Genomic DNA, 13,502 nt, shown 5'->3' with positions numbered 1-13,502 from the left:
TCTCACCGGTACTCCGAAAGCCTGCGCCCGACGCCGAACACCGCGCCCGCCGCGGCCAGTACCGCGAGCACCGCCGCGCCGACCGGGAGCCCGCTCATGGCCCCCAGGCCGTCGCTCGCCGCCTGCTTGAACTCGGCCTGCTCGTGCGTCAGCGCGATCGTGAGGTTCTTGTCGACACCGTCGAAGCACGCGCCCGTGGGCTTCTTGTCCAGGGAGCCGATGACCTTGTCGAGTGCGTCCTGGTACTTGCCCTGCTTGTCGAACGCGCGGGCTTCCTTGTGCCGGGCCTTCCACTCCTTCATGTTGGACGTCGCCGTCCGTACGGGCTTCTCGCCCGCCGTGTCGTCGGCGAGGTTCTCCGCCACGGCGAGGCCCTTGGTGAGCTGCTTCATCTCCGTGTCGAACTCGCTGTCGTACAGGTCGACCGTCGACTTGTCGGGCAGGGTCTTGGTCTCCGCGCCCCGGCTGACCAGGGTGAGGTTCTCGTTGCCCCGCGCCTTCAGGGAGGCGATCTGCGCGTCGTGCAGCACGTTCAGGGACCGGACCCCGTGGTCGTAGGACTCGTCGAGCCCGGCCCGGGCGAAGGTGTGTCCCACGGCGAGCCACAGCAGGACGACCGCGGACGCGGCGGTCGCCGCGGCCATGCCCTGGTTCATCACGCGGTTCGTCCGGCGGTAGTTGCGCCGCTGCGCCCACACGAGCGCGCCGAGCGCGACGAGGCCGAGAGCGATCGCCGCCCACGGGTAGGGCTTCGCCTCGGCGTAGTCCGCGCTCAGCCGCTGGTTCTCCCGCGTGTAGAGCTGCTGGGCCTTCGGCAGCATCTGTTCCTGCATCTTCTCGTTCGCGTACCGCAGATAGGCGCCGCCCAGCGGGAAGCCCTGCCGGTTGTTGGCCCGGGCGCGCTCGACCAGGCCCGTGTACTCGGGCAGCAGCCTGTTCAGGTCGGAGATCGTGGCCGCCGAAGCGGAGCCCGGCTCGCTGCTGTTCGCCGCGGTGACGAGCTTCGCGGACGCCGTCCGGATGTCCTTGTCGTAGAGCTCGCGCGACTCCTTCGTCTCCTGGCCGCCGGCCAGGAAGCCGCTGGCTGCCGCGGTGTTGGCGTCGGCGAGGGAGCGGTAGATGTCGGCCGCGCTCGCGCTCAGCGGCTGACTGCTGTTCAGCACGTTGTCCGCGGCGTCCGAACGCTGCGTCATCTGCAGCGCGGTGACCGCCCCGAAGGCGACGACCAGCAGGGCCAGGAGAGCGCCGATGATCCGCAGGCGTCCCGGCTCCGTCGTCGCCCCGGCGCGCAGCCGGTCCACGCCCTCCGCCCACGCCGTACGCCGTGGCGGAGCGGCCGGTGCCGCGGCGGTCACCGGCGGCATCCCCTGGGGAGCGCCGGGCCCGGGCTGCGGCACGGGAGGTCCGGACTGCGGCGGCACGGCCGGCATCGTCGGGGCGCCCCGCCCCGGTGGCGCCGCACTGCCTTTCGGCGGCTGTGTCACGTGACCTCCCCCATGGTCATCCGTCCGGTCACGCTCGCCGCGGGCGCGGCGGGCGCGGCCGTACGGCGTAGGTGCACGGCGGCAAGTATCGCCGCCGGGACCGGCATCCGCACAGGCCTTGCCTGGATCTTGTTCGGATCACGGCGCAGCACGAAATTCCCGGCACCGCCCCCCTGTCCATGAACACGTGTTCCGGTCCGGTTCGGTTCCCGCGCCGGCGCAGCGGAACGCGGGGGCGCCCCTGCGCGCGCCCCCGCGTTCCACCAGTCCGGTCAGGCCCCTTCGTAGAAGGCCCGCACGCGCGCGTGGACGTCGTGCCCCGCGCTCACCCGGTCCAGGCCCAGCAGCGCCGCACCCAGCACGGGCGGGGCGGCGACCACCTGCGGGACGGCCTTCGGGGCGCGGGCGGCGAGGAGTTCGGCGATCCGGTCGTCGAGCTGCGGATGCCGGGCCGCGAGGATGCTGCCGCCGAGGAGGACCGGGGTCTCCTCGGCGAGCAGGTCGAGGCGGGTCAGCGCCACCGTGGCCATGGCGACCACCTCCTCCGCGAGCCGGTCGACGAGCCCGCGGGCCACCGGGTCGCCGTCCACCGCGGTGGCGAACAGGACCGGGGTCAGTTCGTGCCGACGCGCGTTGCCGATGTGCTCCAGGTGGAGCGCCTCGATGAGCGCGTACATGGAGTCCAGGCCGAAGTGCGCGGGCAGCGTGCGTGTCAGGGCGGTGGGTCCGCCCCGGCCGTCCTCCGCCCGTGCCGCGTGCCACAGGGCCTCCTCCGCCAGACCCCAACCGCCGCCCCAGTCACCGGAGATGCGGCCGATGGCGGGGAAGCGGGCGGTACGGCCGTCGGGCCGCATGCCGACGCAGTTGATGCCGGCGCCGCACACCACGGCGACACCGCGCGGGTCGGCTATCCCGGCGCGCAGGATCGCGAACGTGTCGTTGCGCACCTCCACGCTCACGCCCCACGCGCGCGCGTCCAGCGCGGCCGCCAACTGCTCCTCCTCCACCGGCAGATCGGCGTTGGCGAGACAGGCGGAGACGTGCTCGACCGAGGTGACGCCCGCCTCGGCGAAGGCCCGCCGCACGGCCTCGGCGAGCACGTCGACGGCGGTCTCGACCCCGACCACCGGGGGCCGGAACCCGCCGCCGCGCGCGGTGCCGGTCACCCGGCCGTCCGCGGTGACCACGGCGACGTCGGTCTTGCTGTTCCCCGCGTCGATGGCCAGCACGAGGCCGGTGGGGTCTGCGGGGCCGGACCCGGCGGCCGTCCCGGCGCCGGACTCCGTCGAGGTCATGCCCACGCGAGGTGCTCCCGGTTGTGCGCGATCAGCTGGTCGGTCAGGGTGTCGGCGTAGGCGTACTGGCCGACCAGGGGGTGGGCGAGCAGGGCCCGGAAGACCCGGTCGCGGCCGCCGCGCAGGGCGGCCTCCAGAGCGAGGTCCTCGTACGCCGTCACGTTCGCCATGAGGCCCGCGTACAGCGGGTCCACGGCCGGCACCGCGAGCGGCGTCGGGCCCTTGGCGTTGATCGCGGCCTGTACCTCGATCACCGCGTCGTCCGGCAGGAACGGCAGGGTCCCACGGTTGTACGTGTTCACCACCTGGTAGGGGCTGCCGCCTCCGCCGAGCAGCGACGCGGCGAGGTCCACGGCGGCCTCCGAGTAGAAGGCGCCGCCGCGGCGGGCCAGCAGCTCCGGCTTCTCGTCGAGCGTCGGGTCGCCGTACATCGTCAGCAACTGCCGCTCCATCTCGGCGACTTCGGCCGCTCGCGAGGGCTTGGTGCGCAGCTCCTCGACGACGGCGTCGTGCGCGTAGAAGTAGCGCAGGTAGTACGAGGGGACCACGCCGAGCCGGTCGACGAGGCTGCGGGGCAGGCGCAGGTCGTCGGCGACGGCGTCGCCGTGCTCGGCGAGCAGCTTGGGCAGGACGTTCTCGCCCTCGGGGCCGCCGAGGCGCACCCCGGTCTCCCAGGTGAGGTGGTTCAGGCCCACGTGGTCGAGGTGCACGTCCGCGGGGGAGACGCCGAGCAGGCCGGCGAACTTCCGCTGGAAGCCGATCGCCACGTTGCACAGGCCGACCGTCTTGTGGCCGGCCTGGAGGAGGGCGCGGGTGACGATGCCGACCGGGTTGGTGAAGTCGATGATCCACGCGTCCGGGTTGCTGCGGCGGACCCGCTCGGCGATGTCGAGCACCACCGGAACGGTCCGCAGCGCCTTGGCCAGACCGCCCGCGCCCGTCGTCTCCTGTCCGACGCAGCCGCACTCCAGCGGCCAGGTCTCGTCCTGCTGACGGGCCGCCTGCCCGCCGACCCGGAGCTGCAGGAGCACCGCGTCGGCGCCCTCCACGCCCGCGTCGAGGTCGGAGGTCGTGACGATCCGGCCGGGGTGGCCCTGCTTGGCGAAGATGCGCCGCGCCAGACCGCCCACCAGCTCCAGACGGTCGGCCGCCGGATCCACCAGGACCAGCTCCTCGACCGGCAGCGTGTCCCGCAACCGGGCGAAGCCGTCGATGAGTTCGGGGGTGTAGGTCGACCCTCCGCCGACCACGGTGAGTTTCATGGTTAACCCTTCACTCCGGTGAGCGTGACACCCTCGACGAACGCCTTCTGCGCGAAGAAGAACACGAGGATCACGGGGGCCATGACCAGAACGGTCGCGGCCATGGTGAGATTCCAGTCGGTGTGGTGCGCGCCCTTGAACGACTCCAGGCCGTAGGACAGGGTCCAGGCGCCCTGGTTCTCCGAGGCGTAGATCTGCGGTCCGAAGTAGTCGTTCCAGGCGTAGAAGAACTGGAACAGGGCGACGGCCGCGATACCGGGCTTCGCCATCGGCAGGACGACCCTCAGCAGGGTCCGCAGGTCCCCGCAGCCGTCGACCTTGGCGGCGTCCAGGTACTCGTTCGGGATGGTCATCAGGAACTGGCGCAGCAGGAAGATGGAGAACGCGTCGCCGAACGCCATCGGGATGATCAGCGGCCACAACGTGCCGGACAGGTCGAGCTGCTTGGCCCAGAACAGGTACATCGGGATGATCACGACCTGCGGCGGCAGCATCATCATCGAGATGACCAGCATCAGGGACAGGTTCCGGCCGCGGAAGCGGAACTTGGCGAGCGCGTAGGCGACCGGGATCGACGAGACGACGGTCAGCACGGTGCCGAAGCCCGCGTACAGCAGGGTGTTCTTCCACCAGGTGAGGAAGCCCGGGGTGTCGAAGACCTTCTTGTAGTTGCCCCACTCCCAGGTGTGCGGGATCAGGTCGCGGCTGAGTGCCTGGCTGTCGCTCATCAGCGAGGTCAGGAACACGAACACGAAGGGCAGGACGAAGAAGAGGGCGGCGGCGAGGCCGAGCGAGTGGATCGCCACCCACTCCAGGAGCGCCTTGCGGCGGGCGGTGCGTTCGGCGGGGGAGACGGGCTTCGTCAACTCCGCCGGCTTGTCGAGTACGTGGGTCATGGGTCAGTCACCTGCCTGGATGAGACCGCCCCGGCGCCGCATCAAGAACGCGGTGAACACCATGGACAGGGCGAACAGCACGAGCGCGACCACACAGGCGGAGCCGTAGTCGAAGCGCTGGAAGCCGAGGTTGTAGACGAGCTGGGGCAGGGTGAGCGTCGACTTGTCGGGATAGCCGGGCTCGAACTGCGTGCCGGCGCCCTGGATGACGCCCGAGGCGACCTTCCCGGCGATCAGCGGCTGTGTGTAGTACTGCATGGTCTGGATCACGCCGGTGACCACGGCGAACATCACGATCGGCGAGATGTTCGGCAGGGTGACGTACCGGAAGCGCTGCCAGGCGGAGGCGCCGTCCAGCTCGGCGGCCTCGTACTGCTCGGTCGGCACGTCGAGCAGCGCGGCCATGAAGATGACCATCAGGTCGCCGATGCCCCACAGGGCGAGCAGGGTCAGCGCCGGTTTGGACCAGGAGGGGTCGTTGAACCAGCCGGGGGCCGGGACGCCGACCTTCTCCAGGATCGAGTTGACCGGTCCCGTACCGGGGTTGAGGAGGAAGGCGAAGGCCATGGTGGCCGCCACCGGCGGGGCGAGGTAGGGCAGGTAGAAGAGGGTGCGGAAGACACCCGTGGCCGTCTTGATCTTCGTGATCAGCAGGCCCACACCGAGTCCGAACAGGACCCGCAGGGTCACCATCACGAGGACCAGCCACAGGGTGTTGCGCAACGCGGGCCAGAACAGCGGGTAGTTCTCGAAGACGTAACGCCAGTTCTTCGTCCCCGCCCACGTCGGCGGCTTGAAGCCGTCGTAGTGCATGAAGGAGAAGTAGACGGTCGAGAGCAGCGGGTAGGCGAAGAAGACCGCGAACCCGATCAACCAGGGCGACATGAAGGCGAGGGTCCGAAGCGCCGCCCTGCGGCGCTTCGAAGCCAGCGTGACAGTGCTCATCGTGTGGCTACTTCGCCTGCGCGATGTCCGTGTCGATCTGCTTGGCGGTGGATTCCAGGCCCGCCTTCAGATCCTTCGTCCTGCCGCTCTCGTAGTCGTATCCGAACTGCTGGAGCGTCACGAGGTAGGTGCCGCCGTTGATGGACGCCGGCGTGGTCGTGGAGTTCGGGTTCGACGCGATGTCCAGGAACGTCTTGAACCGCGGGTCGTACTTCAGCTTCGGCGACTTGAGGGCGGCGAGCGTCGAGGGCACGTTGTGGATGTCGTTGGCGAAGCCGACCACCGCGTCCGTGTCCGTGGTCATGTACTTGATGAATTCCCAGGCCGCGTTCTGCTTCTTGCTGGTGGCCGCGATGCCCGCGATCGTGCCGGTGATGTAGCCCTTGCCGTACTGGTCCGCCTGGTCGTCCGGGACGGGCAGCGGGGCGACGCCGATCTCGAAGCCGGGCTTGGCCTCCTCGGCCATGCCGAGCCGCCACTCGCCGTCCAGCTGCATGGCGACCTGGCCGGTGTGGAAGGGGTGCTTGGGGCCCCACTCGTCACCGAGCTTGGAGCGGTAGGTCTCCAGCTTCTTGAAGCCGCCGAGCTCGTCGACCAGCTTCTTCTGGAGGGTGAAACCGGCCGTGAAGGCGGGGTCCTTGGCGACGTTCGACTTGCCGCCGCCGTCGAAGTACGTCGGCGAGAACTGCCCGAAGTAGTGCTCGGTGGTGGACTCCCAGCCGTGGTAGTTCGGCATGAAGCCGAGCTGGGAGTAGGAGTCGCCCTTGGTGACGGTGAGCTTCTTGGCGTCCTTCTCGAACTCCGACCAGGTCTTCGGCGGCGAGGAGATCCCGGCCTTCTCGAAGGCGGTCTTGTTGTAGTAGAGGCCGTACGCGTCACCGAGCAGCGGCGCCGTGCAGCGGTTCCCGTCGAACTGGGTGTACTCGTTCATCGCCTTCGGGAACGTGGTCTCGGGGTCGATGTCCGCCTTCTTGAAGAAGGGGTTGAGATCGACGAGCGCGCCCGAGGAGCAGAACTTGCCCACGTTGTTCGTGGTGAACGAGGAGATCACGTCGGGCGCCTTGTCACCGCCGGCCCGCAGCGCCTGGTTGATCTTGTCGTCCGTCATGTTGGCGACGACGTTGACGTGGATGTTGGGGTGCGCCTTCTCGAAGCCGGCGACCATCGACTTGACGGCCTTGACCTCGCCCGGCGCGCTCCAGGCGTGCCAGAAGTTGATCGTCTGTTCCTTGGACGCGTCGTCGCTCCCGCCGCCGTCGGACTGGCCGGTACACGCGGTGGCGAAGAGGGCTATCGAGGCGGAGGCGGCGAGCGCGACAGCCGCCTTTCGGGACATTCCGGGCATGGCGAGGTCTCCCTGCGAAGGACGGGGCGAAACGGGGTGACGGGCGGGACGGGTGGGACGGTGAAGGTGACGGGGGCGTGCGGGTGCCGAGAGGTGGTGCGGATCAGCGGGAGGTGTCGAAGACCTCGTCGCGGGTGGCTGCCAGCGCGCTCTCCAACGCGCCGCGCAGTACGGGGTGTTCGTGGACGCCGCCGACGACCAGGCGTGGCCGGGACGCGGCCAGTTCCTCCAGCTCGGCCTGGACCAGGGCGCGCAGTGGTTCGCCGCCCGCGGTGAGCGACGAGCCGCTGAGCACGACCAGTTCGGGATCGAGCACGGAGACCAGCGAGGCCAGACCGGTGGCGAGACCGGTCGCGTAGGTCTCCAGGAGCTGTCGGTAGGGGCCGTCCTCGACGGTCGCCGCCCGCTCGACGGCGGTGGCGGCGACCTCGGTGTACGGACCCGCGGGCAGGTCCTTGATGCCGAGTTCGCGGGCCAGCTTCGGGATCGCCTGGGAACCGGCCAGCTCCTGGTAGCCACCGCTGTTGGCCTTGGTCACCTGGCGCACCAGGGGCGCGCCGGGCACCGGCAGGAAGCCGACCTCGCCCGCGCCGCCGGTCCAGCCGCGGTGCAGCCGTCCGCCGAGGACGAGCGCGGCACCGAGACCGCCCTCGTTCCACAGCAGGACGAAGTCCTCGTGCCCCTGCGCGGCGCCGAGCCGCTGCTCCGCGATGGCGACGAGGTTGACGTCGTTCTCGTACTCGACGGGCATCGGCAGCGCGGCCGCCAGCTCGTCGAGCAGCGTCGGGGTGTGCCAGCCGGGCAGGTGCGAGGCGTACCGCAGCCGGCCGGTGTTGGGGTCGAAGGCGCCGGGGGTGCCGATGACGAGCCGGCGGACGTCGTCCCGGGCGAGCCCGGCGGCCTTCACGGCGCCGTCGAGGGCGTCGGTGACCTGGCGTACGACGGGCTGTGCGGGGTGCCGGCCCGGGGTGGGCAGTTCGTACTCGCCGACGGTCCGGCCGGTGATGTCGGCGACGGCGGCGAGGATGCGCTCGGGGGTCACGTCCAGGCCCGCCGCGTGACCGGCGCCCGGATTGACCACGTACAGCTGGGCGTTGGGGCCCGGGCGGCCCTCGCTCGTGCCGGTGGCGAGCACCAGGCCCGCCGCTTCCAGGCGGGCGAGGAGCTGCGAGGCGGTGGGCTTGGACAGCCCGGTGAGCTTGCCGATGCGGGTCCGGGAGAGGGGGCCGTGCGCGAGCAGCAGGTCGAGTGCGGCCCGGTCGTTCATGGCGCGCAGGACGCGCGGGGTGCCCGGCGTACCGGCGGATCCTGCCATGTCTGTCGCCACCTGCCCTTCTCGGCCGACCAGCTTCCCAGGGGTGCCTTCGGTAAGTCCACCCAAGATCATTGTTAGGAAAGTTTCCTATTGCTGGTGCGAGGAAAGTAGGCCGGGGGAGGCGGAGGCGTCAAGAGAAACCACCCCCGAGGCAACCGACTCGTTACCTGCGGGGGTGGTGCTGTTCGAGGTCGGGGGCGTCCTCGTTCGAGGCGAGGCGCACTTGTTCGAGGGCGCGGGGGTGCGCCCCGTTCGCGGAGCCGCCGGCATGCGAAAGGAGGCGGCCCCCGGGGTGACCGGGTGCCGCCTCCCTCGTACGGGCGAGTCCTGTCGCGCTACTTGGGCGTGCTGGGCGGGGTGGGGCCGGGGACGATGGGGGCCGCCGCCAGGGACTGCGGGGAGGTCGGGTTGGCGTGGGCCGAGGGGGCCGCGACGCTCTCCGACGGGTCGACCGGCTCCTCCTCGTGGGCCGCCGCCACTCCACCGACGATCCGGATGTCCGCCTCGTCGAAGGCCCGCTTGATGCGCCAGCGCAGCTCACGCTCGACGGACAGGGCCTTGCCGGGCATGGTCTTGGCCGAGACGCGGACCACCATGGAGTCGAGGAGCACGCTGTCCAGGCCGAGGATCTCGATCGGGCCCCACAGGCGCTCGTTCCAGGGCTCTTCCTTGCTCATGGCCTCGGCGACGTCGTTCAGGACGGACTGGACCTGGTCCAGGTCCTCCGAGGCGCGGACGGTGACGTCCACGCCCGCCGTGGCCCAGCCCTGGGAGAGGTTGCCGATGCGCTTGACCTCGCCGTTGCGGACGTACCAGATCTCGCCGCCGTCGCCGCGCAGCTTCGTCACGCGCAGGCCGACCTCGATGACCTCGCCGGACGCGACGCCCGCGTCGATCGTGTCACCGACGCCGTACTGGTCCTCCAGGATCATGAAGACGCCGGAGAGGAAGTCCGTGACCAGGTTGCGGGCGCCGAAACCGATGGCGACACCGGCCACACCGGCCGAGGCGAGCAGCGGGGCCAGGTTGATCGCGAACGTGCCGAGGATCATCAGCGCGGCGGTGCCCATGATCAGGAAGGACGCGACCGAGCGCAGGACCGAGCCGATGGCCTGCGAGCGCTGCCGGCGGCGCTCCACGTTCACCAGCAGACCGCCCAGCGACGTGCCGTCGACGGCCTGCACCGTGCGGTTCATGCGATCGATGAGCTTGGTGATCGCCCGCCGCACCATCACTCTCAGCACCGCGGCTATCACCACGATGAGCAGCACGCGCAGACCGATCGCGAGCCAGGTCGACCAGTTCTCCTCGACCCAGCTCGCGGCGTTGGTCGCACTTTCCTGGGCGTCCTGAAGCGTGGGGGCGACCCGACCTGTCGTCGACGGGGACGGCGACGGGGTCGGGGCGGCGGCCAGGGCCGATAGGACGGTCAGGGACACGGCAGGTACCTCCAGGCGTAGCGGTCCGCCCACGGCCGAGGACATAAGAGGCGCCGTTCGGGCAGAACCACCACACTAACGGGGCATCGTGTGTGGATCGTTGTGTTCAGCGGGGGAGAGACGGTGCTCACCTGGGGATGTAGGGGGTGTGGTCGAAAACACTCCCAGCCCGTTACCGGGACATGGTGGCGCTTCCACCAGGCATGAGGAGAGACTGACTACAGATCGTCCCGGCGCGAGCCACGCGCCGCCGGCGTACAAGGAGGCATCCGTGCCGCACGTCCTGGTTCTCAACGCGTCGTACGAGCCGCTCGGCGTCGTACCGCTCCGCCGCGCGCTCGTCCTCGTCCTGGAGAACAAAGCCGTCTCCCTCGAGGAATCCGGCGCCTTCCTGCACAGCGCGACCGTTACTGTCCCCGCACCCAGCGTGGTCCGGCTGAAGAGGTTCGTACGGGTTCCCTACCGAGGGCCCGTCCCGCTGACCAGGCGAGCTCTGTTCGCCCGCGACGGCGGCCGGTGCATGTACTGCGGTGGCGTCGCAACCAGCGTCGACCACGTCATCCCGCGCTCCCGCGGGGGTCAGCACGCCTGGGACAACGTGGTGGCTTCCTGCCGCCGCTGCAACCACACCAAGGCCGACCGCCACCTGGTCGAGATCGGCTGGCGCCTGCGCCACAAACCCGCCCCGCCGACGGGGCTCGCCTGGCGCATCATCGGAACCGGGCACAGGGACCCGCGCTGGTTGCCCTACCTGCAGCCTTACGGCGCGGACGACGCGATGGCCCGGATCGACGGCATTTCAGCCTGACGATCCGGGCTTTTGTGTTGGCGCGGCCCCGTGCGGCACGCCACACCCGGCCCACCGGAGGGGCTCCTGTGCCTTCCGGGGGCGGGCGTGGGCCGCCGCACGCCGCTCAGAGGTGGCGCAGCTCCGCGGGCCGCATCGAGCGACGCAGCAGGGGCAGGGACGTCGCCGCGGCGAGCAGGCAGGCCGCGTAGACGGCGAAGGGCACGGCCAGCGGCAGGACCGGGACCGTTCCGTGGCCGGCCAGCTGTCCGTACCAGAGGCCGACGACGAGGCCTCCGGCACCGGCGACCGCGACGGCCGGGGCGAGCGGCAGCGCCGTCTCCAGGAGCAGCGCGCGACCGAGCACGCTCCGCGGCACGCCCGCCGCGACCTGCGCCGCGAGGCCCCGGCGCCGGGTGGCCAGCGACTCGGCGGTGCCCACGGCGAGCCCGGACAGCGCGAGCGCGAGAGCGATCAGGACGGCCGCGCCGGTCAGGTCGATCGCCGTGGTGTACAAGGACAGGTCGGACGCGAGCATCTCGGGGTCGCGTCCGGTGAGGTCGTCGAGCAATACCTGACGTACGCCGACGAAGGCGGTCCCCACGACGGTCACCAGCAGCACCGCCGCGTGGGTGCGGGCGCCGGCCCACGGATCGTCCCGCAGCCGCTCGGCCGCGATCAGCGTCGCCGGGTTCCCGGTCCGCTCCGCGAGCCGGCGGCCGATCAGACGGGCGGCCGCGCCCGCCGCCCGGACGGCGCCCAGGCCGGTGAGAATCACCACGGTCAGGACGAACCCCTGGGCCGTCTCGTACCCGCCGAGGCGGCGCGGGCCGAGGACAAAGCCGGTGAGAAGGATCACCAGCGCCACCACGAGGACGACCCGGCCCGGGCCCCGCCCCGCCTCCGGACGCGTCCGGCGCACGTGGCCCAGCGGCGAGGCCACGACCCGGCGCAGCGCGAACACACTCACGGCCGTGCCCAGCACGGGTACGGCCACCGCGACCAGCGCGCACGCCACCCAGAGCAGGGCGGGCGGCTCCGGCCACCCGCGCAGCAGGTACTGCACGACGAGGGCGGTGGCGAGCGCCGAGCCGGCGACGCAGGCCAGTCCGGTCTCCAGGGCGGCGATCCGCCGCACCTGACCGGGTGCGGCTCCCGCTAGGCGCAGTGTGGCCAGCCGCCGGTCGCGGTGCACGGCGCCCACGCGGGCGCACTGCCCGAGGAAGCCCACGACCGGTATCAGCAGCAGCACCAGGGCCAGGGCCACGCCCGAACGCTCGTCGGGACGGTCGAGCAGGCCGTCGGCCAGCGGCACCCGGTGGTACCCGCGGGTCGAGAGGACCGCGGCGGCGGCCAGCCCGAACCCGGCGGCGAGGGCCGCGCCGGCCGCCGTCAGCGTGACGCGCCACCACTCGCGCCGGTCGGAACCGCGGGTCAGGAGCAGCGCGAGCGCGAGGTCCGTTCTCACCGGGAGGCCTCCCCCGCGAAGAGCGCCGCCGCGGCCGCCGACGGGGATCCGTGGTCGAGCACAGCGCCGTCCCGCAGCGAGACCTCCCGGTCCGCGTACGCCGCCACCTGGGCGTCGTGCGTCACCAGCAGGACCGCCGTGCCGGACTCCCGGGCGGTGCGGATCAGAGCGCTCATCACCTGCTCCCCGGCGAGGGAGTCGAGCGCGCCGGTCGGCTCGTCCGCGAACACGATCCTCGGTTCCGTCGCCATGGCCCGGGCCAGCGCCACCCGCTGGGCCTCGCCGCCGCTCATCTCGCCGGGCCGCTTCGCCTCCTGGCCCCGGACGCCGAACCGCTCCAGCCATTCACCCGCCCGCTCGCGCGCCGCCGGGCGGGGCGTGCCCGCGAGCATCAGCGGCAGTGCCACGTTGTCGGCGGCGGTCAGCTCGGGGATCAACTGGCCGAACTGGAACACCACCCCGAACTCCGTCCTGCGCAGCTCGCTGAGCCGCTTCTCGGGCAGCAGGTCGAGGCGCTCACCGTCGTACTCCACCGTCCCGAAGTCGGGCTGGTCGATGCCCGCCAGGCAGTGCAGCAGCGTCGACTTGCCGCTGCCGCTGGGTCCCGTGACCGCTACCACTTCTCCGGCGGTCACTTCGATCGAGGCACCGCGCAGGGCCCGGGTCGGACCGTGGGCCTTGACCAGGTCGTGGGCGGTCAGAAGGGGGTTGCTCATGCTGAGTCGACCTCCGCGGTCAAAGGGGTGAGCCGGGCCGCGGTGGTGGTCATCCAGCGGAGGTCGGCGTCCAGGTGGTTGAGGGCGTAGTCGGCCGAGAGGACGGTCGCGAGGTCGGCGCCGGGCTCCGTCTTCACGGCGGTGAGTTCGCGCATCCGGTCCATGTGCGCGGTGCGCTGCGCCCGGAGGTAGCCGGCCGGATCCGCCGAGGCGAGGATCGAGACGACGACCTTGGCGAAGATCTCGTTCGTCACGAAGGGGGCGGGCGGGGTGATCTCGCCCGCCCACCGGGCCAGTTCGCGCGAGCCGTCGTCGGTCGAGCGGTACAGCGTCCGTTCCGGACCGCCGTCCGAGTCGGTGCCGTCGATCGCGGCGAGTCCGTCGCGGACCAGCCGTTGCAGTGTCGTGTAGGCCTGCCCGTAGGCCAACGGGCGTGCCTGCGGGAAGCGTTCGTCGTGCCGCCGCTTGAGGTCGTACCCATGGCTGGGCCCCCCGGCGAGCAGCCCCAACAGGATGTGACGGGTGCTCATGGGCTGAGTATGTACTCAAT

The 13,502-nt window shown here is 71.3% G+C and carries 12 protein-coding genes; 1 reads left to right on the top strand and 11 read right to left on the bottom strand.

Going from position 1 to position 13,502, the window contains the following annotated elements; all coding sequences use genetic code 11:
• Positions 1–2 precede the first annotated feature (2 nt).
• From AB0C62_RS05450 to AB0C62_RS05415, 8 genes are all read right to left on the bottom strand, one after another.
• Positions 3–1,430 (bottom strand): hypothetical protein, encoded by a 1,428-nt coding sequence (locus AB0C62_RS05450; RefSeq protein WP_362970178.1) that lies wholly within the window; start codon positions 1,428–1,430, stop codon positions 3–5.
• Between the two features lie 326 nt (positions 1,431–1,756).
• Positions 1,757–2,779: a BadF/BadG/BcrA/BcrD ATPase family protein gene (locus AB0C62_RS05445; protein WP_362969778.1), complete on the bottom strand. Its 1,023-nt coding sequence runs from the start codon at positions 2,777–2,779 to the stop codon at positions 1,757–1,759.
• Positions 2,776–4,041: a 6-phospho-beta-glucosidase gene (locus tag AB0C62_RS05440; protein ID WP_362969776.1), complete on the bottom strand. Its 1,266-nt coding sequence runs from the start codon at positions 4,039–4,041 to the stop codon at positions 2,776–2,778. Before AB0C62_RS05440 ends, AB0C62_RS05445 begins: the two co-directional genes overlap by 4 nt.
• Positions 4,042–4,043: 2 nt before the next feature.
• The gene (locus AB0C62_RS05435; protein ID WP_081217305.1) at positions 4,044–4,937 is read right to left on the bottom strand and encodes a carbohydrate ABC transporter permease; all 894 of its coding nucleotides are present in this window, start codon (positions 4,935–4,937) and stop codon (positions 4,044–4,046) included.
• A gap of 3 nt (positions 4,938–4,940) precedes the next feature.
• Entirely contained in the window at positions 4,941–5,882 is a 942-nt protein-coding gene (locus tag AB0C62_RS05430) for a sugar ABC transporter permease (protein ID WP_362969774.1), read from the bottom strand.
• Positions 5,883–5,889: 7 nt separating this feature from the next.
• Entirely contained in the window at positions 5,890–7,227 is a 1,338-nt protein-coding gene (locus tag AB0C62_RS05425; RefSeq protein WP_362969772.1) for an ABC transporter substrate-binding protein, read from the bottom strand.
• 103 nt (positions 7,228–7,330) lie between these two features.
• Entirely contained in the window at positions 7,331–8,542 is a 1,212-nt protein-coding gene (locus AB0C62_RS05420; protein ID WP_362969770.1) for an ROK family transcriptional regulator, read from the bottom strand.
• 335 nt (positions 8,543–8,877) lie between these two features.
• Entirely contained in the window at positions 8,878–10,026 is a 1,149-nt protein-coding gene (locus AB0C62_RS05415; RefSeq protein ID WP_362969768.1) for a mechanosensitive ion channel domain-containing protein, read from the bottom strand.
• A gap of 226 nt (positions 10,027–10,252) precedes the next feature.
• Between AB0C62_RS05415 and AB0C62_RS05410 the strand changes: the two genes are divergently transcribed.
• On the top strand, positions 10,253–10,789 hold the full coding sequence (locus tag AB0C62_RS05410) for an HNH endonuclease (RefSeq protein WP_362969766.1): 537 nt from the start codon (positions 10,253–10,255) through the stop codon (positions 10,787–10,789).
• A 106-nt stretch (positions 10,790–10,895) separates the two neighbouring features.
• Here AB0C62_RS05410 and AB0C62_RS05405 read toward each other — a convergent pair whose 3' ends face one another.
• The 3 genes from AB0C62_RS05405 to AB0C62_RS05395 are packed head-to-tail and all read right to left on the bottom strand — an operon-like array spanning position 10,896 to position 13,482.
• Positions 10,896–12,236: an FtsX-like permease family protein gene (locus tag AB0C62_RS05405; protein WP_362969764.1), complete on the bottom strand. Its 1,341-nt coding sequence runs from the start codon at positions 12,234–12,236 to the stop codon at positions 10,896–10,898.
• On the bottom strand, positions 12,233–12,952 hold the full coding sequence (locus tag AB0C62_RS05400) for an ABC transporter ATP-binding protein (protein ID WP_362969762.1): 720 nt from the start codon (positions 12,950–12,952) through the stop codon (positions 12,233–12,235). The genes AB0C62_RS05405 and AB0C62_RS05400 overlap by 4 nt, the downstream gene beginning before the upstream one ends.
• Positions 12,949–13,482 (bottom strand): PadR family transcriptional regulator, encoded by a 534-nt coding sequence (locus AB0C62_RS05395; protein WP_362969760.1) that lies wholly within the window; start codon positions 13,480–13,482, stop codon positions 12,949–12,951. Before AB0C62_RS05395 ends, AB0C62_RS05400 begins: the two co-directional genes overlap by 4 nt.
• Positions 13,483–13,502 lie beyond the last annotated feature (20 nt).

It is taken from the genome of Streptomyces sp. NPDC048643, assembly GCF_040650615.1.
Lineage (GTDB): Bacteria > Actinomycetota > Actinomycetes > Streptomycetales > Streptomycetaceae > Streptomyces.
This window is presented reverse-complemented; position numbering and strand designations above follow the sequence as displayed.

What these genes read in the sequence shown, in the direction of transcription:
- AB0C62_RS05440 (WP_362969776.1), bottom strand. Translation starts at nt 4,041, where the DNA reads ATGAAACTCACCGTGGTCGGCGGAGGGTCGACCTACACCCCCGAACTC.
- AB0C62_RS05430 (WP_362969774.1), bottom strand. Translation starts at nt 5,882, where the DNA reads ATGAGCACTGTCACGCTGGCTTCGAAGCGCCGCAGGGCGGCGCTTCGG.
- AB0C62_RS05445 (WP_362969778.1), bottom strand. Translation starts at nt 2,779, where the DNA reads ATGACCTCGACGGAGTCCGGCGCCGGGACGGCCGCCGGGTCCGGCCCC.
- AB0C62_RS05395 (WP_362969760.1), bottom strand. Translation starts at nt 13,482, where the DNA reads ATGAGCACCCGTCACATCCTGTTGGGGCTGCTCGCCGGGGGGCCCAGC.
- AB0C62_RS05420 (WP_362969770.1), bottom strand. Translation starts at nt 8,542, where the DNA reads ATGGCAGGATCCGCCGGTACGCCGGGCACCCCGCGCGTCCTGCGCGCC.
- AB0C62_RS05400 (WP_362969762.1), bottom strand. Translation starts at nt 12,952, where the DNA reads ATGAGCAACCCCCTTCTGACCGCCCACGACCTGGTCAAGGCCCACGGT.
- AB0C62_RS05450 (WP_362970178.1), bottom strand. Translation starts at nt 1,430, where the DNA reads ATGCCGGCCGTGCCGCCGCAGTCCGGACCTCCCGTGCCGCAGCCCGGG.
- AB0C62_RS05415 (WP_362969768.1), bottom strand. Translation starts at nt 10,026, where the DNA reads ATGTCCTCGGCCGTGGGCGGACCGCTACGCCTGGAGGTACCTGCCGTG.
- AB0C62_RS05435 (WP_081217305.1), bottom strand. Translation starts at nt 4,937, where the DNA reads ATGACCCACGTACTCGACAAGCCGGCGGAGTTGACGAAGCCCGTCTCC.
- AB0C62_RS05425 (WP_362969772.1), bottom strand. Translation starts at nt 7,227, where the DNA reads ATGCCCGGAATGTCCCGAAAGGCGGCTGTCGCGCTCGCCGCCTCCGCC.